Origin of the sequence: Sulfitobacter sp. SK011, from assembly GCF_003352065.1 — a bacterium.
Classification (GTDB): Bacteria; Pseudomonadota; Alphaproteobacteria; order Rhodobacterales; family Rhodobacteraceae; genus Sulfitobacter.
This window is the reverse complement of the sequence record NZ_CP025803.1, coordinates 864,030-883,879: the sequence shown is the minus strand read 5'-3', so window position 1 is coordinate 883,879 and position 19,850 is coordinate 864,030. Positions and strand designations below refer to the sequence as shown.

21 protein-coding genes are annotated in these 19,850 nt (G+C 59.4%); 13 read left to right on the top strand and 8 right to left on the bottom strand.

Translation table 11 applies throughout. The features are described from left to right. Window positions 1-81: 81 nt before the first annotated feature. A complete protein-coding gene (locus C1J02_RS04255; RefSeq protein WP_114877453.1) occupies window positions 82-1,194 on the bottom strand; it encodes a class I SAM-dependent RNA methyltransferase in 1,113 nt (370 codons plus the stop codon). Between the two features lie 216 nt (window positions 1,195-1,410). On the opposite strand from C1J02_RS04255, the gene C1J02_RS04250 reads away from it, so the two are divergent. Further along, on the top strand, window positions 1,411-1,782 hold the full coding sequence (locus tag C1J02_RS04250; protein WP_114877451.1) for a hypothetical protein: 372 nt from the start codon (window positions 1,411-1,413) through the stop codon (window positions 1,780-1,782). Between the two features lie 20 nt (window positions 1,783-1,802). Here the strand turns inward: C1J02_RS04250 and C1J02_RS04245 are convergent, their stop codons facing one another. After that, window positions 1,803-2,231, bottom strand: coding sequence for a peptidylprolyl isomerase (locus C1J02_RS04245; protein ID WP_114877449.1), 429 nt, complete (start codon window positions 2,229-2,231; stop codon window positions 1,803-1,805). Between the two features lie 189 nt (window positions 2,232-2,420). Here C1J02_RS04245 and C1J02_RS04240 point away from each other — a divergent pair, with 189 nt between their 5' ends. From C1J02_RS04240 to C1J02_RS04185, 12 genes are all read left to right on the top strand, one after another. Then, window positions 2,421-3,107 carry a haloacid dehalogenase type II gene (locus tag C1J02_RS04240; protein ID WP_114877447.1) on the top strand — a complete coding sequence of 229 codons (687 nt, stop codon included), beginning with the start codon at window positions 2,421-2,423 and terminating at the stop codon, window positions 3,105-3,107. Then, a complete protein-coding gene (locus C1J02_RS04235; protein WP_114877445.1) occupies window positions 3,107-3,931 on the top strand; it encodes an alpha/beta fold hydrolase in 825 nt (274 codons plus the stop codon). The genes C1J02_RS04240 and C1J02_RS04235 overlap by 1 nt, the downstream gene beginning before the upstream one ends. Continuing rightward, window positions 3,928-4,899: a threonine/serine dehydratase gene (locus tag C1J02_RS04230; protein WP_114877443.1), complete on the top strand. Its 972-nt coding sequence runs from the start codon at window positions 3,928-3,930 to the stop codon at window positions 4,897-4,899. Before C1J02_RS04235 ends, C1J02_RS04230 begins: the two co-directional genes overlap by 4 nt. After that, window positions 4,896-6,089 (top strand): endonuclease/exonuclease/phosphatase family protein, encoded by a 1,194-nt coding sequence (locus C1J02_RS04225; protein WP_114877441.1) that lies wholly within the window; start codon window positions 4,896-4,898, stop codon window positions 6,087-6,089. Before C1J02_RS04230 ends, C1J02_RS04225 begins: the two co-directional genes overlap by 4 nt. 3 nt (window positions 6,090-6,092) lie before the next feature. Further along, window positions 6,093-6,881: a 3-oxoadipate enol-lactonase gene (gene pcaD, locus C1J02_RS04220; protein WP_114877439.1), complete on the top strand. Its 789-nt coding sequence runs from the start codon at window positions 6,093-6,095 to the stop codon at window positions 6,879-6,881. Next, window positions 6,874-7,248, top strand: a complete 375-nt coding sequence (gene pcaC / locus C1J02_RS04215; RefSeq protein ID WP_114877437.1) for a 4-carboxymuconolactone decarboxylase — start codon at window positions 6,874-6,876, stop codon at window positions 7,246-7,248. The genes pcaD and pcaC overlap by 8 nt, the downstream gene beginning before the upstream one ends. A gap of 3 nt (window positions 7,249-7,251) precedes the next feature. Further along, window positions 7,252-8,577, top strand: a complete 1,326-nt coding sequence (locus tag C1J02_RS04210) for a lyase family protein (RefSeq protein WP_114877435.1) — start codon at window positions 7,252-7,254, stop codon at window positions 8,575-8,577. 4 nt (window positions 8,578-8,581) lie between these two features. Further along, window positions 8,582-9,787, top strand: coding sequence for a TCR/Tet family MFS transporter (locus tag C1J02_RS04205; protein WP_114877433.1), 1,206 nt, complete (start codon window positions 8,582-8,584; stop codon window positions 9,785-9,787). A gap of 97 nt (window positions 9,788-9,884) precedes the next feature. Beyond that, complete coding sequence (locus C1J02_RS04200; protein WP_114880365.1) at window positions 9,885-10,973, top strand: alcohol dehydrogenase catalytic domain-containing protein; 1,089 nt, start codon at window positions 9,885-9,887, stop codon at window positions 10,971-10,973. A 68-nt stretch (window positions 10,974-11,041) separates the two neighbouring features. Continuing rightward, a complete protein-coding gene (locus C1J02_RS04195; protein ID WP_114877431.1) occupies window positions 11,042-12,175 on the top strand; it encodes a TauD/TfdA family dioxygenase in 1,134 nt (377 codons plus the stop codon). Beyond that, complete coding sequence (locus C1J02_RS04190; protein ID WP_114877429.1) at window positions 12,172-12,768, top strand: HD domain-containing protein; 597 nt, start codon at window positions 12,172-12,174, stop codon at window positions 12,766-12,768. The genes C1J02_RS04195 and C1J02_RS04190 overlap by 4 nt, the downstream gene beginning before the upstream one ends. Next, window positions 12,765-13,997: a mandelate racemase/muconate lactonizing enzyme family protein gene (locus C1J02_RS04185; protein WP_114877427.1), complete on the top strand. Its 1,233-nt coding sequence runs from the start codon at window positions 12,765-12,767 to the stop codon at window positions 13,995-13,997. Before C1J02_RS04190 ends, C1J02_RS04185 begins: the two co-directional genes overlap by 4 nt. Before the next feature lie 18 nt (window positions 13,998-14,015). On the opposite strand, the gene C1J02_RS04180 is transcribed toward C1J02_RS04185, so the two are convergent. The 6 genes from C1J02_RS04180 to C1J02_RS04155 form a co-directional block, all read right to left on the bottom strand. Beyond that, window positions 14,016-14,708: an RraA family protein gene (locus C1J02_RS04180; RefSeq protein WP_114877425.1), complete on the bottom strand. Its 693-nt coding sequence runs from the start codon at window positions 14,706-14,708 to the stop codon at window positions 14,016-14,018. Beyond that, window positions 14,708-15,835, bottom strand: a complete 1,128-nt coding sequence (locus C1J02_RS04175; RefSeq protein ID WP_114877423.1) for a cobalamin-independent methionine synthase II family protein — start codon at window positions 15,833-15,835, stop codon at window positions 14,708-14,710. The genes C1J02_RS04180 and C1J02_RS04175 overlap by 1 nt, the downstream gene beginning before the upstream one ends. Window positions 15,836-15,854: 19 nt before the next feature. Next, window positions 15,855-16,823: a hypothetical protein gene (locus tag C1J02_RS04170; protein WP_114877421.1), complete on the bottom strand. Its 969-nt coding sequence runs from the start codon at window positions 16,821-16,823 to the stop codon at window positions 15,855-15,857. Between the two features lies 1 nt (window position 16,824). Further along, window positions 16,825-17,790, bottom strand: a complete 966-nt coding sequence (locus tag C1J02_RS04165; RefSeq protein ID WP_114877419.1) for a cupin domain-containing protein — start codon at window positions 17,788-17,790, stop codon at window positions 16,825-16,827. A gap of 74 nt (window positions 17,791-17,864) precedes the next feature. Then, window positions 17,865-18,833, bottom strand: a complete 969-nt coding sequence (locus C1J02_RS04160; RefSeq protein WP_114877417.1) for a nuclear transport factor 2 family protein — start codon at window positions 18,831-18,833, stop codon at window positions 17,865-17,867. 4 nt (window positions 18,834-18,837) lie between these two features. Further along, window positions 18,838-19,845, bottom strand: coding sequence for a LacI family DNA-binding transcriptional regulator (locus C1J02_RS04155; RefSeq protein ID WP_114877415.1), 1,008 nt, complete (start codon window positions 19,843-19,845; stop codon window positions 18,838-18,840). Between the last annotated feature and the right edge of the window lie 5 nt (window positions 19,846-19,850).

Below are 19,850 nucleotides of genomic sequence, written 5' to 3'. Positions count from 1 at the left end.
TGCCGACCTTGAAATGAAGAAGGCCTCGGTACCCCATTTGCGAACGGCCGCTCCGTCCGCATACTAGCCATCATCGCGTCCTCACCGCAACGGCGGCGTCTGCCAGAGCCAGATCTTCATGCCGCCATGTGCCACAGGGGGACCCAATGGTTTCCATGGCAATCCGGTGGCTTTGGCCAGGGGCGGCTCGGATGTGATCAAGCCCACACGCCAGCCTTTGAAACGCTCCAGCAAAGTCCGTCCCAAGGTCCCATAAAGCGGATAGAGCAGTTTCTTGTTGCCGATCCTGCCGCCGTAGGGAGGGTTCACAATGACCAGTCCGGGCGGTCCATCAGGTGGTGTCACCTCGCCTGCGCCGTGGCAGGCAAAGGTGATCGCATCCCCAACCCCTGCCCGCGCGGCATTGGCAGTGCTCATGCGGATGGCCCCCGCATCGCGGTCAGATCCAAAGAAACGCGGCGTCAGGTCGACAGGGCCGGTGCGGCGCATCGCGTCAAACGCGGCCTGATCAAAGCTTGCCAACTGCTCAAACGCATAGCTGCGCGAGCGGCCCGGTTGCAGACCTGCGGCGATCTCGGCCGCTTCGATCAGGAACGTGCCAGACCCGCACATCGGATCGACCACGGGCTCAAGCCCGTCATACCCGCATTGCCGCAGAAACATCGCCGCCAGATTTTCGCGCATCGGCGCTTTGCCGACCGCTTCCTTGTGGCCGCGCTTGTGCAGCGCCTCGCCGCTGGTGTCGATGCTGATGGTCACCTGATTGTCATGGATGCGGACCTTGAGAACCATGGCGGCATCCGGCGACACGGCGATGCCGTGGCTTTCGGTCAGCGCCGTGACAATGCGCTGGGTCGCGGCCCCGGCGTGATAGATTTTCGACGCTTTGCTTGTCACCTGAACCTTGACCGGCACATCGGTGCGCAGCACGTCGCCCCATGCAAATTTTCGGCTGCGTTTATCCAGTTGCGCAAGATGGAACGCCATAAAGCTGCCCAGACGGACCAGAACACGCGCCGCACCGCGCAGTTCCAGATTGGCGCGCCAGACCTCGGGCCAGCCGCCCTGCACCGTCACGCCACCGGGAACAGCGACCGCATCTGCGAACCCTTTTTCCTGCGCTTCCTCACACAGAACGGCCTCAAGCCCGGGGGCACAGACGAGGAAAATTTCAAATGTCTGGCTATTGTCCATCGCCTGTCCATAGCGACAACATGCACCGTCCGCGAGGGGGCATCGGTGTTTTGGAAAGCTTCGGTGCGGGAAATCACAGATATTCCCATACTGGACCACGCTATTTGCAGGAATTCGTCAGTTTGCCATGCCACTGCCCAGCAATTGCCCGGTTTGCCCGCAAGATGAACAACATGAGCAGTGCCAAGACAAAACCCAGCTCTTTGGACCGATGACATGAGTTTCAAAGAAACATACCGCAGTGAGGTCCTACAATCGCGGCGCGACAGGTCGCGGCGGGCGTTTTTCTGGGGACGGATTCTGGGACTGGCGCTGATGCTGACCATTGGCGCAATTTTGCGGTCAGAACCTGAATTGCGCCGCGCCTTGGCGGGCGCGGGTATGGATGCGATCATGGCGGTGGCAGGGGCCAGACAGGCCCCGCAGCAGGTTGCACAAGCGACCCAAAGCCCCACCAGCCTGCCGAAAAGCCGGATCAAGGTAAACCGTTTTGGCGACCCTGACGACGCGTCGCCCGCATCACCCGATGCACAGAGTGTCGCGGATGATCTGGGCCGCAGTCTGGCCGCTCAACGACCGGTCGAATAGCCGGGGGGGCCCCCGCTACCTTAGCCGATCTTGACCAACTCAATATCGAATTGCAGGTCCTTGCCTGCCAATGGGTGGTTGGCATCCAGTGTCACAGTCGCTTCGTCCACTTCAACCACCGTCACGGGCATGGCCTGACCATCGGGGGTCTGCATCTGCAACTGGGTCCCGACTTCCAGCGGGATGTCTGCCGGAATGCCTTCGCGCGGGACGGCCTGACGCATTTCCGGGTTCAGGGGGCCATAGGCCTCGGTGCAGGCGATCTTGACCACTTTCTGTTCGCCCACTGCCATCCCCGGCAGTGCCACGTCCAGGCCCGGAATGATCTGACCGGAACCGACCACGAATTCGAGCGGGTCGCGCCCTTCTGAGCTGTCGAATGTGGTGCCATCCAGCAAGGTGCCGGTATAGTGAATTGCAACGGTATCGCCTGATTTGACCTCGGCCATGAAGAACTCCAATGATGTTGGGGGTAAGGAATGCAGAGGCCACGTATCTGCGCGGGTGCTCCAATTTCCGGGCCAACCTGTCAAAACCCAAGCCAAGAGTAAACCCCCGCACATTGGCCCTTCATTTCCTCCCTTTTCGACCCTCGCTTGCCGTGCCACTCTGCATGCCAACCAAACAAGGAGAACACCATGCCGATCACAACATGTGTCTTTGACGCCTATGGCACCTTGTTTGATGTGGCCGCCGCCGCACGCCAGGCGGCCTCCGAGCCAGACTTTGCCGCGATCAGGGACGACTGGCCGCAGGTCGCGGAACACTGGCGGCTCAAGCAGTTGCAGTATTCATGGCTGCGCGCGGTCACTAAGGCGCATACCGATTTCTGGACCGTCACGCAGGATGGCTTGGATTGGGCATTGGAAAAGACCGGGCATGATGGGGATGCAGCCCTGCGCGCGCGGCTGCTCGCGCTTTACTGGGAATTGCAGGCCTATGCTGAGGTGCCGCAGATGCTGAGCACCCTCAAGGCCGCAGGGTTGAACACCGCAATCTTGTCAAACGGATCGCCGGACATGTTGGACGGTGCCGTGCGCTCTGCCGGGATCGAGGATGTGCTTGATGTGTCCTTGTCGGTGCAAAGCGTCGGTATCTTTAAACCAGATGCGTCCGTTTACGATCTGGTCGGCGCACATTTCGGATGCGCCAAGGATGAGGTTTTGTTCGTGTCCTCAAACGGCTGGGATGCCGCCGCTGCCACGGGGTACGGGTTTCGGACCGCATGGGTGAACCGAAGCAATGAGCCGATGGACCGCTTGCCGTGGAAACCCGCAATAGTGCTGCGTGATCTGACCGGCATCCCTGCACTGGCGGGTGTGTAATGGTGACGTTTCAGACCTCCGACGGGCTGTCGTTGTACTATACCGATGAGGGCACTGGCCTGCCGATCCTGTGCCTGTCCGGGCTGACCCGCACCACGGCAGACTTTGACTATGTCACGCCGCATTTGGCGGGCAACCGGTTGATCAAGATGGATTACCGCGGGCGCGGCAAATCTGATTTCGACCCCAATTGGCAGAACTACATCCTGCCCATTGAATGTCGCGATGTGATGGAGCTTTTGACGCATCTGAGCCTCGACAAAGTTGCGATCCTTGGTACATCACGCGGTGGTCTGAACGCGATGGGATTGGCCATGGGCGCAGCCGACCGCTTGCTGGGTGTGGCGCTTAATGACATCGGGCCGTTTATTGATCCGATGGGGCTCGATTTCATCATGGGCTATCTGGGTCGCAATCCTGCGGCCAAGACCCACGCGGAAGCCGCTGCTGCCATGCCGCATGTGTTCACCGAATTCCAGAATGTGCCGGCAAGCCGCTGGATGGAAGAAGCGGTCAAGCATTATGCGCAGACAGATGCAGGCCTTGAGATCACCTATGATCCGCATCTGCGCGACGCGGTTGAGGCCGCAGGCGCGCAGGCGGCACCGGATTTGTGGCCGTTTTTCGATGCGATGGCCGGCATGCCGATTGCGTGTATCCGTGGGGCGAACTCAAATTTGCTGAGTGAAGACACGCTTAAGGAAATGCAGCGCCGTCGCCCTGATATGATCACCGCCGTGGTGCCGGGGCGCGGCCATATTCCGTTTCTGGATGAGCCGGAGGCCGTGGCAGCACTGCACAAATGGGTAGGACAGATGACATGAACATCGACATGATCCGCGCCGCGAATACGCGCCTTGAGGGGCATGTGCGACGCACGCCCTTACTCAACTCCACGCTTTTGGATGATGTCGCCGGGCGGCGGGTCTGGGTGAAAGCCGAATGTCTGCAACATACCGGCAGTTTCAAATTCCGCGGTGCCTGGGCGGCTTTGTCGGCGCTGGATCCGGACACGCGGGCCAAGGGCGTGATTGCCTATTCCAGCGGCAATCACGCACAGGGCGTGGCACTGGCGGCCAAGCTGCACGGGGTGCCATCAGTTATCGTCATGCCAGCCGACAGCCCGCGCCTCAAGATCGACAATACGCGCGCGTATGGTGGCGAAGTGGTGCTTTATGACCGCGCAACAGAGAGCCGTGAAGACATCGGCTCGCGCCTCAGCACTGAACGGAATTTGACGCTGATCCGGCCCTATGACGAACCCGAAGTGATTGCAGGCCAGGGCAGCGTCGGACTTGAGATTGCTGAGCAGGCTGCGGCGCTTGGGATCACGAACGCCCAAGTGATCGTGTGTTGCGGTGGTGGCGGGCTGACCTCTGGCATCGCCTTGGCGCTTGAGGCTGACGCGCCGGGGCTGCGGGTGCGCCCGGCCGAGCCGGAAGGCTTTGATGATGTGGCCCGTTCTTTACGGTCGGGTGGAATTGAGCGAAACAACCGGATGACCGGGTCGATCTGTGACGCGATCATTTCCCCGCAACCGGGGGATATCACCTTTCCCATTCTCAAACGCCTTGTCGGTCCGGGTCTGGTGATCAGCGATGATGAGGCGTTGCAGGCGATGGCGCATGCGTTCAACCGCCTCAAAGTGGTCGCAGAACCGGGCGGTGCCGCGGCATTGGCCGCTGCACTGTTTCGCCGCGACGAGATTGAGGGCGACGATGTGATCGTGACAATTTCGGGCGGCAACGTTGATGCCGACATGTTTGCCCGCGCGTTGGAGACATTGGCATGAGCCAATTCACCATCGCCAGTTTCAATGTGAAAAACCTGATCGGACCCGATCAGGAATATTACAAATTTCAATCCTACACGCCTGAGGAATATGCGTGGAAGTCGGATTGGCTGGCCGATCAACTGGTGACCCTGAACGCCGATATTGTCGGGTTTCAGGAGATATTTGACGAAGCTTCATTGCGCGACACGATTGCGAGTGCCGATGAGATTGGCACCGCAAATAATGCGGCCGCAATACCGGGGCAAAACAAACGCTACCGCCATCGTGCGATATTTGATCGGCTGGCGTACCGGGATTATGGCGATGCCGCCCTCGCCTTTGCCCCCAACCTGCATGACGGCGCACCGGGCCAGCGTCGGCCCGGGCTGGCAATTCTGTCGCGGCTTGGCTTTGACGAAGAGCCGCAAATCATTCAGGCCTTGGATACGCCCCTGCACATTCCGTTTCAGACCTTTGGCGGGGATGAGGGGGGCAGCTATACCATCCAGAAGCTCAGCCGCCCGATCCTGAAATGTCGCGTGCCTGTTGGCGATCAGGTGGTCACTGTGTTCAACTGTCACCTGAAATCGAAACTGGGCGAATACATCCGCAGCGACGGTGCCGCCTTCCCTGTTGAGGCTGACCTGACAGATTACGATCCCGTCGGTCGCGCCTTGGGGGCGGCGCGTGCCGCGATGCGCCGGATGGCAGAAGCCTGGGTGCTGCGCGGGGCGATCATTGGCGAGTTGCGACAGAGCCGACCGGTGATGGTGCTGGGTGATTTCAACGACAATGAGAATGCGGTGAGTTCCGAAATCATCGCCGGCGAAGCGCCGTTCAGGAACTACGCATGGATGCTGCGCCATGACGCGAAACACCGTGCAGATCGCTATTCGGACGCAGAGAACGCCCAGATCACCGAGGATATCGAAGCCGTGCGCCTGCATTCGGCAGAGAAGCTGTTTGTGCGCAAGTCGCTGCGCGATATGGTATACACATCGGCCTTTGGTGGTGTTTATGAGAGCATCGACCAGATTCTGATGTCGCGGCATTTCTTGCCCGAGTGGCAAGGCCACATTGGCGAAATGGAATATTTCAGCGTGCTCAATGACCATCTGACCGATGGGTCGCACCCTGAGGCACCTTACAACAAGCTCGCCTCTGATCATGGACAGATCATGGCGACCATTCGGCTGAAAGGGGAATAGGATATGCAGCTTTTTGATACCGGCGACGTGCGCCTGCATTACCGCGTTGATGGGCCAGACGATGGCGCGCCAGTAGTCTTTGCCAATTCGCTGGGCACAGACATGCGGCTTTGGGATCCGATCCTGCCGATGTTGCCTGATGGCCTGCGGATTATCCGCTTTGACAAACGCGGGCATGGGTTATCGACGTGCCCAACCGGTCCTTATTCGATGGGGTCGCTGATCACGGACACGGAAAAACTGTTGGATTTTCTTGGCGTTCAGGGATGTGTGTTTGTCGGGCTGTCCATCGGCGGGATGATTGCACAGGGGCTGGCGGTCAAACGTCTGGACCTGATCCGGGCGGTGGTGCTGTCGAACACGGCCGCAAAGATTGGCAATCCGGACCTTTGGGCCGAACGGATTGCGGATGTCGAAAAAGGCGGCATCGAATGCCTTGCCGATGCGGTGATGGAACGCTGGTTTTCGCCGCAGTTTCGCAAAAGTCCAGAGCTTGAGCTGTGGCGTAACATGTTGGTGCGTCAGCCCGATGATGGATATGCGGGTTGTTCTGCGGCAATTTCCGGCACTGATTTCCTCACGACCACAAGCAGTCTGCGTCTGCCCTGTCTGGGGATTGCAGGATCAGACGATGGGTCGACGCCCCCCGATCTGGTTCGCGAAACAACCGACCTCATTCCGGGGTCCAGGTTTCATCTGATCCGCAAAGCGGGGCATTTGCCTTGCGTCGAGCAACCGCAAGAATTTGCGCGCGTGCTGAGTGAATTCCTGAAAGGCGTTGGCCATGTCTGAACGTTACGACAGGGGCATGAAGGTCCGCCGCGAAGTATTGGGGGACGCACATGTGAACCGCGCTGAGCAGGCCAAGTCAGAGATCGACGCGCCCTTTCAGGCCCTGATAACCGAAGGCGCGTGGGGCACTGTCTGGGCCTCGGATGCGATCACCCGGCGCGAGCGGTCGATGATCACGCTGGCCCTTTTGGCTGCCATGGGGAATTTTGATGAGATCCCCATGCACGTCCGCGCCTGCGCAAACACCGGGGCCACAATGCGCGATGTCATGGAAGCGTTTCAGCATGTCGCGGTCTATTGTGGGGTGCCAAAGGCCAACCATGCCATAAAGCTGGCCAAACAAACCTTTGCCGAGATGGAGCGCTGACATATGGCCGCATCGGTTTTTGACAGCCCCCTTTACGCCCAACTTTTTGACACCGGTGAAGCAGGCCGCTTGTTTTCAGACAGCGCCGCAATCCGCGCGATGTTGCTGGTTGAGGGGGCACTGGCAAAGGTGCAGGGCAGCTTGGGCGTGATCCCGGAATTAAGCGCTGCCGCGATCCACCGCGCCAGTATGGAAATACAGGTGGATCCCGGTGCGATTGCGCAGGCCACGGGGCAAAATGGGGTCAGCGTGCCGGGTCTGGTGAGCGCATTTCGCGCCGAGATGAACGCGCCCGAGCACGCACAATATGTGCATTGGGGGGCGACAAGCCAGGACATCATCGACACCGCACTGATGCTGCGCCTGCGACAGGCATTGGTGTTGGCCGAGGATGATCTGCGCCAAGTGATCACTGATCTGGGCAAAGCCGCCAAAGACAACGCACATTTGCCGATGCCTGCACGGACCTATGGGCAACACGCTACGCCAACCACATGGGGCGCTGTTCTGGCCTCGTGGGGCGCGCCGTTAATCGATGCGCTGGATGCGCTTGAGCCCTTGCGGCGCGCCTCGCTCTGGGTGTCCTTGTCGGGTGCGGCCGGGACAGCGTCCGCTTTGGGGCCGCAGGCCGCAGAGACCCGCAGCGCCTTGGCGAAGGCCCTGAACCTGCACGATCCGGGGCGGTCGTGGCACACAGATCGCGCGCCGATCCTGCGGGTTGCCGATTGGCAGGGGCAAGTGATGGCAGCCTTGGCACATATGGCGCAGACGCTGATCGCCTTGACAGGCAGTGACACGGGCGAGGTTTCACTGGGGACGGCTGGTGCGTCGTCCACAATGCCACAAAAGCAAAATCCGGTGGCCCCGTCGGCGATGGTCGCGCTGCATCACCATTTCACTGGGGCGCGCGCCAGTTTACAATCAGCGGCGGTGCACCAGCATCAACGCGACGGGGTTGCGTGGTTTGCGGAATGGATGGCGGTACCGCAGCTGTCGCTCTGCCTCGCCGCCGCGCTGTCCCATGCCAAAGCTCTGGCCGCGCACGCCACGCCGCGCCCGGTGCAGATGCAAAGCAATCTTGAAGCGAACATGGGACTGATCCACGCAGAAGCGCTCAGCTTTGCGCTGGCGGAATTCATGCCGCGCCCGGAAGCCCAGAAAGTGACCAAGGCGCTGTGCCTTGAGGCGCTGGACAAGCAAACCCCGCTGGAGACGCTGGCGCGCGCCGATTATCCTGACCTTGCCGAGGATGTCTTTGCGCCCAGCGCCGGGATTGGCCATGCCGCCCAGGATGCCCTGACCTTTGCGGCCCGTGCGGCGGCCCTCTGATTTTATGCGTCCAGCCGTCATTTTCATTATTATCACGATCATGATTGATGCCATGGGGATTGGCCTGATCATCCCGGTGATGCCCGATCTGATCCGCGAAGTGAACGGTGGTGATCTGTCCCATGCGGCGCTTTGGGGTGGGATCATGGCCACCACATTTGCGGTGATGCAGTTTCTGTTTGGCCCGGTCATGGGCGGTCTTTCAGACCGGTATGGCCGCAGGCCTGTGTTGTTGCTGGCACTGGTGGTGATGGCAGCCGATTATGTGCTGATGTCAATCGCGGGCAGCATCTGGTTGTTGATGGTCGGTCGGGTCATCGGCGGGATCACCGCCGCAACCCATGCCACCGCATCGGCCTATATCGCTGACATCTCGAAACCCGAAGACCGCGCCGCAAACTTTGGCCTGATCGGGGCAGGCTTTGGCGTGGGTTTTGTCGTTGGACCGCTGATGGGCGGTGTGCTGGCAGAATACGGCACCCGCGCGCCCTTTTGGGCGGCTACGGTCCTTGCGATGGGCAATGCAACCTTGGGGTGGTTTGTCCTGAAAGAAACCGTCAAGAAAGAAAACCGCCGACGCTTTGAATGGCGGCGTGCAAATCCGCTTGGGGCGATCCGGACCCTGGGGCATTTGCCCGGCATTCGGCATCTGTTGGTGGTCTATTTCATCTATCATGTCGCCTTTGCAGTCTATCCATCGGTCTGGGCCTATTTCGGGCAGGAACGCTATGGTTGGAGCCCGGCTGTCATCGGCTATTCACTGGGGCTTTTTGGGGTGATGATGGCGCTGGTGCAGGCCGGGTTGATCCGTGTGGTGCTGCGCCAGTTTGGCGAGAGAGGCACGGTACTTGCCGGGCATCTCTTTAGCATCCTTGCGTTTGGGGTCATCGCCGTTGTCACCTCGGGGACCGTGGCATTGATCCTGACACCACTGGCGGCGCTGGCGGGGGTCATTCCGCCCGCGTTGCAAGGCATCATGTCCCGGCAGGTCGCCGCCAATGCACAAGGCGAATTGCAAGGCGCGTTGAGCTCATCAACGGCACTGGCAATGATCATCTCGCCAATGGCAATGACGTCGGCATTTGCGTATTTCACCGGTTCCGGCGCGCCGATCTATTTGCCCGGTGCGCCGTTTCTGTTGGCCATGTCTTTGGCAATCGTCAGCCTGTTCATTTTTCTGAGCCGCCCGGCAGCACAGAATATGGCGTAATCAGACGTCTGCCGCGTCGCGTTGGTGCTTGCAGCGGAATTGCTTTGCGGCCAACCTGCCTGCAACCGGATCAAACGTCGCGAAGAGAGACCTGAAATTGCAAATCATCAAAGCCGCTGTTGCCCATGAATTTGGATCCCCGTTGGTCATCGAAAATATACAGTTGCGCGCGCCAGAGGGCACCGAGGTTGAGGTGACATTGGACGCAGTGGCCATCTGTCATTCGGACATCACCTATGCCTCGGGCGCATGGGGCGGATCGTTGCCCGCGGTTTACGGCCACGAGGCCGCAGGCCGGGTCAGTGCGGTTGGTGACCGGGTCAAAGGTCTGGGCGTTGGTGACAGCGTTGTGGTGACCCTGATCCGCGCCTGTGGCACCTGCCCCAATTGCGCCAGTGGCAGGCCGACGGTCTGTGAAACGCCCTATGACGGCGATCACGGTCCTTTGAAAACCGCCGATGGTGGCAAGCTGCATCAGGCGATGGCTTCGGGGGCCTTTGCCGAAAAGGTGGTGGTGGAGCAGGGTCAGGTGGTGAAGATCAGCCATGATATCCCCAAGGATGCCGCCAGTCTGATTGCCTGTGGGGTCATCACTGGCGTTGGTGCGGTGGTAAATGCCGCCCAATTGCGCGCGGGTCAGGACGTTGTCGTCATTGGTGCAGGTGGTGTGGGTCTGAACGCGATCCAGGGCGCGCGCATCGCCGGCGCGCGGCGCATCGTTGCGGTAGACATGAGCGAAGAAAAGCTGGCCATTGCGCGCGAATTCGGCGCAACGGATGGCGTGTTGGCGACGGCGGAAAAACCATGGCGCGACGCGATGGACGCGATGGGCCGTGGTGCCGACGCGGTGATTGTCACCGTTGGTGCGATCCCGGCCTATGATTCCGCGCCAAAATATCTGGCAGGCGGCGGCAAGGTGATCATGGTGGGCATGACCCATTCTGGCGCAATGTCGAGCTATGAACCGGTGATGCTGGCCGCAATGGCGCAGGGGATGACGGGATCGAAAATGGGTGATGTGGTGATCCAGCGGGATATCCCCTGGATCGTTGATTTGTATGAACAGGGTCGGTTGAAACTTGATGAGCTGATTTCAGGCCGCTGGTCGCTGGATGAGATCAATGACGCGATTGCGGACACCAAGACCGGTGCCGCGCGCCGTAATGTGATCATGTTTGACACCTGACAAAGCGGGGGATCATTCATATGAATTCCCCTGTTACAACGTTCTGGCCATGAAAGGGGCGGTAGATCATGCATTTTGAGAGTGCCGTGCTTGAAGATGAAGGCAACGTTCTGCGCTTGAAAGGTGCGGAGTGTGACCTTCGATTTCATGGCATCTGGTTGCGCGATAATGCGCAGGATGCGGCCACCCGCGACCCCGGCAACGGACAGCGATTGATCACGCTGGCCGATCTGCCTGAAGATTGCGCACTGGCTGACGCGCGTATTGACAGCTACAAGGTGCATGTGACTCTTGCCGCCGATGGCAAGCAGGTCGAGTTTGATGCGGCTTGGCTGGTCCGCCACGGGTATGACATCCCTCACGACCGCATGATTGGTCGCCTGCCAGAGCATGCTGAGGTTTGGGACAGTGGGCTAAGCGGGTCGCTGCCCACGGGCGCGTTGATAGATTTGCAAAGCAATCGCGCTGCCTTGCGCGATTGGCTTTTTGCGTTGCGGCGGTATGGCTTTGCCAAGGTGACAGGGCTGCGCGCGGAACCCGGTGCCTTGTTCGATGTTGTTGATCTTTTTGGCTATGTCCGCGAAACCAATTACGGACGGCACTTTGAGGTGCGTACCGAAGTGAACCCGGTGAACCTTGCCTATACCGGGCTTGGCTTGCAGGCTCATACCGACAACCCCTACCGCGACCCGCAGCCCACGGTGCAGGTGTTGGCCTGTCTCGAAAATTCGGCGCAGGGCGGCGAAAACATGGTGGTCGATGGCTTTGCCGCTGCTCAACGTTTGTGCGACGAAGACGCGACAGGCTTTGCCCTGCTGACCCAATATTGTGCGCGCTTCAGCTATACGGGCAGTGCGGGTGTGGCGCTGCATTCCAGACGGCCAATGATTGAGCTGTCACCAGATGGACAATTGCAGGCGCTGCGGTTCAATGCCCGGTCTGCGGCTCCCTTGGTTGATGTGCCGTTTGACAAGATGGCGGGGTATTATGCCGCCTATCGACGCCTCAGCACGATCATTGATGATCCGGGCATGGAAGTTCGGTTCAAGCTGTCCCCCGGTGAAGCCTTTGTTGTCGACAACACCCGCGTGCTGCATGCCCGAAAGGGATATTCCGGCGCTGGCACCCGCTGGTTGCAGGGATGTTATGCCGACCGCGATGGCATCCTGTCCACCCTTGCCGCATTGGAGGTTGAGGCATGAGCGCACCTGACATGGCCACGCTGGACGCCAGCAACATTGTTGAATTCATTGGTGATATCTTCACGCGACGCGGGGCCGAAAGCTATCTCGGCGAACAGGTGACAATGTCGCAGCACATGTTGCAGGCGGCACATCTGGCCGAAACTGCGGGCGCATCAGAGACAGTGATCACCGCCGCGCTGCTGCATGATATCGGACATTACACCAACGAATTTCCCGACAACGCGCTTGCGCAGGGCACCGACAATTTGCACGAAGAAGCCGGCGCGCGGGTGTTGGCCCCGTTTTTCCCCAGCGCTGTGACCGATTGCATTTTGCATCATGTCGCGGCCAAGCGGTATCTCTGCGCCACGGATCCAGGATATTTTGGGCGGCTCAGCCCCGCGTCTGTGCACACTTTGAACCTGCAAGGCGGGCCGATGGATGCGGATGAAGTTGCCAACTTTGCCTGCGAACCCAATCTGGAGGCCATCGTGCAAGTGCGAATTTGGGATGATCAGGGCAAAGACCCCGCCGTCACCACGCCAGATTTCAACCATTACGCACCGATGATTTCCCGTGTCGTTGCGGCCCACCAGAAAGACCAGTCATGAAGCTTAAGGATCTCGATGTCATCATCACCAGTCCCCCGGCTCCGGGCTGGGGCGGGCGGTATTGGATATTGGTCAAGCTGACCACCGACACCGGGATTGTGGGTTGGGGCGAATGTTATGCGTCTTCAGTCGGGCCGGAGGCGATGCGCCATGTGATTGAGGATGTGTTCGCGCGACACATGCAGGATGAAAACCCCGAGAACATCGAATTGATGTTTCGCCGGGTCTATTCATCGGGGTTCACCCAGCGGCCTGACCTTAGCGCCATGGGTGCGTTTTCGGGGTTGGAAATCGCCTGTTGGGACATTCTTGGCAAAGATCGCGACCGGCCTGTCTATGCGCTGTTGGGCGGCAAGATGAATGACCGCGTGCGGGCTTATACGTACCTTTACCCCCTGCCCCACCACGACATCGGTGCATTCTGGACATCGCCGGAAATGGCGGCAGAATCGGCTGCGGACTGTGTGGCGCGTGGGTACACAGCCGTGAAGTTTGACCCCGCTGGCCCCTACACTTTGCGCGGCGGGCACATGCCCGCAATGTCGGACATCACGCAATCGGTCGCCTTTTGCAAAGCCATCCGCGCGGCGGTGGGCGACAAGGCGGACCTGCTGTTTGGTACGCATGGGCAGTTCAGCACCGCGGGCGCGATCCGGTTGGGTCAGGCATTGGAGCCGTATTCACCTTTGTGGTTCGAAGAACCTGTCCCGCCGGACGCTGTCGAGGAAATGGCAAAGGTCGCGCGCGCCGTGCGCATTCCGATTGCCACAGGAGAACGCCTGACCACCAAGGCCGAATTCGCGCCAGTCCTGCGGTCCGGGGCTGCCACGATCTTGCAGCCTGCACTGGGCCGCGCCGGGGGCATTTGGGAGATGAAAAAGGTCGCAGCCATGGCCGAGGTCTATAACGCACAGATGGCACCGCATCTTTATGCCGGACCTGTTGAATGGGCGGCCAACATTCATCTGGCGGTTTCAATCCCGAACATCTTGATGGCGGAAACCATCGAAACGCCGTTTCACGACGCGCTGATCAAAGGGGCCATCCGGGTTGAAGATGGCTACATCTCTGCACCTACGGCCCCCGGTTTAGGCATTGAGGTCGACGAAGAACTGGCGCGGGCAAATCCGCTGACCGGCGATCATTTGCATCTGGAAATGCAGGAAGCCCCGTGTGACTATGTGAACGGCAACAGCTTCGAAGGCGGCGCGCCTGCAGCACGGGAGTAGCCGACCTGGCGTTTGCGCTCAGGTCCTTGATGCCTCGAATGCGGCCCAAGCAGCCTCGAATCCGGCAAAATCTATCTGTTTGTCTTTGACAGCATCCAGTACGACTTTTTCCGATTTGAAAAGCTGCGCGATGGCGGCCTCAAGACGCGGCATTACATCATCCGGGATCACCACGGCACCATGGCGGTCGGCGTGCACCAAGGCACCGGGAGCGACCTTCATGCCCTGAATGTCGACGGGGTGGTCAAAATCCACCACATGCACAAAGCCGTGGCTTGGCCCGATGGAGCCTGCAACCACGGTAAAGCCGTCTGGCAGATCGCCCAAGTCGCGCATCACCCCATCGGTCAGCGCGCCGTTCAGACCAAAAGCCTTGTGCACATTTGTGTTGATCTCACCCCAATAGGCCCCAATGGCGTTTGGCACATCCATGTCCTGCACCACGGCGACGCCGGGGCGCGGACCCTCGGCCATATATTTATAATAGGCCATGCGGCGCGCCTTGATCACTTCTGGTGCCTCGGACGGCGGGTTGACCGCCTGAATGCGGGCGGTGCGGGCATAGCCGACCATTGCCTGCCCCGGTGCCGAACACTGCATCGTGCCACGGGTGAAATCGTCAAACCCGCGTTTGCCTTGCGCGACCTCAATGGCGTTGCAGACTGTGGGCGTATCCACCCGTTTCAGCAGATCATAAAGTGCATCATCCATCAGTTTGACCCCGCGATTGCCGCCCCTTCGGCCAAGGCCCCCAGCTTTGCAAAGGCTATTTCAGGGTCCACCGCCCCAAAACCCGCAAAGGTGCCAAAGCCGCAATCGCTGCCTGCAATGACACGGTCATGGCCCACGATATCGGTAAAGCGTTCAATCCGCTGTGCGACAAGCTGTGGATGTTCAACAAAATTCGTCGTTGTGTCCACGACGCCCGGCACCAGGATCTTGTCATCCGGAATGTCAGCTTTGCGGTCGCGGAACACCGTCCATTCGTGGGCATGACGCGGGTTTGATGTCTCGAACAGGACATACCGTGACTTGGTCAACATCAGCGTATCAAAGACCTTTTCCATACCGATGTCACACACGTGCGGCCCCTCATAATTGCCCCAGCAAATGTGAATGCGGACCTTGTCTTGTGGCACATTCTGCAAGGCGTGGTTCAGGGCCTCAACATGAGACCCGGCGATCTTGAGGAATTCCGCATCGGTGAGATCATTGAACAGCATGTGCCGTGACAGCGCGAGGTCGGGGCAATCCAGTTGCAGGTCCAGACCCGCCGCAACGATGGTTTCGTATTCATCCTTCATCGCATCAGCAAGCGCAGCAAGATAGGCATCGCGGGTCTTGTAGTGGTCGTTTTGCAGAAACAAAGAGATCACGCCGGGGGAGGCTGCATTCATAAACCCACGGGCAGCGCCATGTGTGGCCATGGCAGCCTTAAGGTTGGAAATGTCTTTTTGCAGTTCGCCCTGCCCTTTGGATGTCACGTCACCGGTGCACATCGGGCGCGCATATTTTGGTGTGCCGCCATCCTCGGCCAGGCGTTTGAGAAAACTGGGAAACTGCTTTAGATCCGCAGGCGCATTGCGCGGGCTGTCGCCGGAGAAGCCAGTGTAGCGGTCTTTGACATAGGTGGCATAACTGATTTTCGAGGTCTCGCCGTCGCTCACAATGTCCACGCCCGCGGCGACCTGCTTGGCAACCGTGTCGGACACTGCGGCTGTCATGCAGGCGTCAAAGGCGGCCTGATCGTAGGGTGTGTTGTTTTCGCGGGCAAAGATAAAATCGACCACCTCCTGAGTGCGGGGTAATGATCCGACGTGGGTGGTTTTGATGGTCATCTGATTTCCTTTGTTGATCTCATGGAACCTGCTCGAATTCAGAGCCTGTCCAAATCCATGGTGTATCGCAAGCGCCCTGCCCGCAGACACTGAATGTTCCGCCGATGTCCAAGGCCAAGGCACCGCTGCGGTGGGCTACAATGCCAACGCCTGTGCCCAGCATGGCCCAAGGGTTGGCGTACCCCCGTGACGACAAAAACACGTGGATTGAACAATTCGCAGCACCGCAAAAGCCACTCAGCGTCTCACCGGGGCAGAGCACATCGCGCCAATTCATGACGACATCCGGCACGCCGTCACGATCAAGATCGCCTGCTTGCAGGGCGTCCGGTGCAATCGCCGCCTGGCCATTGCATTGCTGGTTGGCATAGGCCTGCACCTGCGTTGGAAGTTCAAACATACCGGGCTGCGGCTGTGGCACCGGGGGATTGGCTGCTGCTGTGATCGATCCAAATCCCGATGGTGCGGGATTGCCAGTTGCAAGCCAGGTTGCCGCACAATGTTGGCGCGCCTGTTCCAGCGCGGGGCCCAAACCCGTGACGGGGATGTCCCATGCCGCTTGGGAGCCAACCTGCAAAACCAATCGGGTGACTGTCTGAAGCGCGCGGATTGACGCGTCCGTCATGGACAGGTTGACCTGCCATTCACCGTCCAGTTCGTTCCACTCCATTGCGGGAAGGCGGTATCCGGTCTGATCGACAAACATGACGATATCGGACCGCTGCGGACGGTCGCTGGGCACCAGGTTTTGGTCAAAGGTGATCTGAAACTGATAGGGCGGCGCGACCGTCGATTCAAACCACATCGTCTCCATCAGTGGCTTGTTCTGGACGGACCGCGCGGCACAGTTAAACCCCATGCCCAGACCGGGGTAGATAACAAATCCACCAGCATAGCCGCCATCATCGCTTACATCAGCATTCCAGTTCTGCGCCGCCAGCGGAGCCGCGCAAAGCGCCCACAAAAGCGCAAAGAGACCTGCGCCCATCCTAGCCATTCCACGTCAGCCCCGCAGGATCACCAGTCGCCACCACATGATAAAGCGCCGCTTCGCCTGTCATCGATGGCACAGCGGCATGCGCAAGATTTTCGGGCACCGACATGGTGTCACCCGGGGCAAGTGTCGCCACCCCACCATCCCATTCCACGCGCCAATGGCCAAACACCGGCATCAGGACCGATGGCTTGTCATGGCTGTGTTTGCTGTCCGTGGCACTTTGCCGGGTGATCAAATCAACCTCGAACCCCGGCTTGTCGCGAATGATGCCATTTTCGCCAATCACCTTGACGGGGCCATCGCGACCTATCGCTGCCATATCCAGATAACGGCGCACATAGCCGCCAACGACCTGCATGCCTGTGGGTTCTGGATAGAATTTCAACGCTTCCTGGGTCAAAACGGGCATCGGGCCAACGCCATCCGGCAGGGCCGCGCCCTTTTTCGTGTCATAAAGTTTGCCGTTCTCGCCCAGAACCAGCCCGTGATCCTTTGCGTCCTCAATCACCTGCGGTGCCCAGATCACACCGCCGCCCGCATCGTCGCCGCCAAGGATCGCCATAATCATTCCGTAATCCGTGCCAACGTTCTGAAAGCCCCGGAAAATCCCCGTGGGAATGTTAAAGATATCGCCCTCGTTCAGGATCACCTCGCCCGCGTCGCCCCATCGGCCCCAGAAAAAACGCCAGCGGCCGGACAAAACAAAAAATACCTCTGCCGTGCGGTGGCTGTGCAGTGAGTTGCGGCAATGCGGGGGCTGGCCTGCGGCCCCGATGTTGAACCCATGGGGCAGGTTTATGTGCACGTGCTGATCGGGGCTTTCTGAGACGCCGCCGCCGATGATTGTGAAGTTTTCCTTTTGGTCACTGCCAGGTGTATGGGCGTCAATAAAGGCCGTCTTGCACGGTTGCAGATCGCCGTAGCGCACGATGCGTTTTTCCATTTCAGCAGGGGTCATTTTTTTATTCCTTAGATGCTGGGGTCGGTCTGCGGTGGCAGGTTTGAGATCGCTTATGTGTATGGGAAAGTCCCTCATCCGGTCTGTAAGAGTATCTGTTTCCAGACCATCGCTTCATCATAAATCGCATATTCACGGCGGATGCCCCATGGGCCGAACTCCACATGGCAGATACCAAGGACATAGACATCTGCCCCGGTGGGCGTGCCAAAAGCACCCCAGCCATCGTGCTTGCCGGTCAGCGACCACCGCACTGCAGCACGGGGCGGCATCAGCGGGTCATCGCGTCCAATCACATGGTCAATCTTAAACTCTGCATCGGGAAAGGACGCGCGCAGCCCCATCCAGAAGGCATCAACCGACCCATGGCTGTGGCACGTTGCGCCGCCGGGGTATTCGGTTTGCACAGCGCGGTCGTATTCATGCGGGATCAGCGCCATATCGGCCCCCATGAGGCGGGTCAGGATATCGGCGTATTTTGCGCCCCATTCATTGTCATTGCCGCGCCCCTTGTAAGGCCCCGGTTGATCAATGGCGGGGGTCAGCGGTTTGATACAGGTCTCTGGCCCGCCTTCGCGTTCAATGAGATCAGCGGCGTATTGTTTCGGGTCCCAGCCCATCTGGCGCACAATCGCGCCCTGGTCGCGGATCAGCCATTCATCGTTGATCTGATTGTTGATCGCATGGCAGTCGGCCATGATCCGGTACACCAGCGGCTTGCCCGTCGCCTTGCCATACATCCCGTCATTCAGATGCGTCGCCGTCGACAGCAAGCGGTGCGAGGACAGCATCCCCTGTTCCGGCGTCCCGGACCAGATCACATCTTCGCCCAGCAATGTACGATCAGGGAATTCGGCCAATGTTGCCATGGTCGCACCAATAACTTTTTGATTGCCAATCACCACGGACCCCGGTGAGCGGACAACAATATCGTCGCTGTAGTATTGGTGCAGCGTGGCGATGCCGCGGTCTTCCCAAATCTCTTTTGTGATGCCGATGATGTAATCGGGGAAATCTTTGAACTTGGGGTCGAAACCTTGCATGGGGTTATCCTTTTGGTTTGCGCGCAGAGCCGCGCATGATCAGCGGTCCGTCGATGGTGATGCGGCGCGCAGGCGTGTCTGTGTCATCTATACGGGTCATCAGAATATCGACCGTTTCTGCCACCATGCGGTTCGCGGGCTGGCGCACTGTGGTCAGATCATAGCTTGGCCAGGCGGCAAGGCTGACGTCATCATAGCCCACCACAGACACATCGCCCGGAATGGACAGGCCCAGTTCAAACCGCAGCACATCCATCACCGCAAAGGCCATATGATCATTGGCCACAAAAACCGCATCGGGGTGGTCGTCGCGGTCAAACATCTCGCGCGCTGCTGATTTGGCCTGTTCAAAGTTGAAATTGCCGACCTCGCGCGCCACCAGTTTGAGGCCCGCATCCATCAACCCGGCCTTGAACCCCGCCTCACGGTCAATCTGGGTTGAGGCCCCTTCCCATCCGGCAATATGCCCGATGCGTTGATGCCCGCCCGCTGCCAGAAACGCCGCCAGCTTGCGGCCCCCGGCCATGTTGTCAGAGGTCACGCTGGACAAACGGTCATCGTATTGGTCGCGGTTAAAGAGCACGATGGGAATGCCCGCCTCTTCACACCGCCGGGTGAGGTCATTGGACATGCCAACCGATGCGGCGATGATCCCGTCGACCTGATAATCGAGCAGCTCGTCAATCACCTTTTGGGTTGCCTCGCTGTCGTTTGAGGCCATGAAGACCAGCACGTGATACCCCCGTTCCTGAAGCGACTTTGACAGCCTTTCGATCGCTTCGGGATAAAACTGGTTTTCAAGATACGCGACGACCAACCCAATGATCCGGCTGCGCCCGGTAATCAGGCTGCGCGCCAAGACATTTGGGCGATACCCAAGTTCGCGCGCGGCGGTGCGCACCTTGGTCGCCGTCGTCTTGCTTACCGATGCACCGGGGGTAAAGACCCGGCTGACCGCCGAGCGGCTGACGCCCGCTTTCTGGGCCACATCGAGGGCTGTTATTTTGCTCATGATCG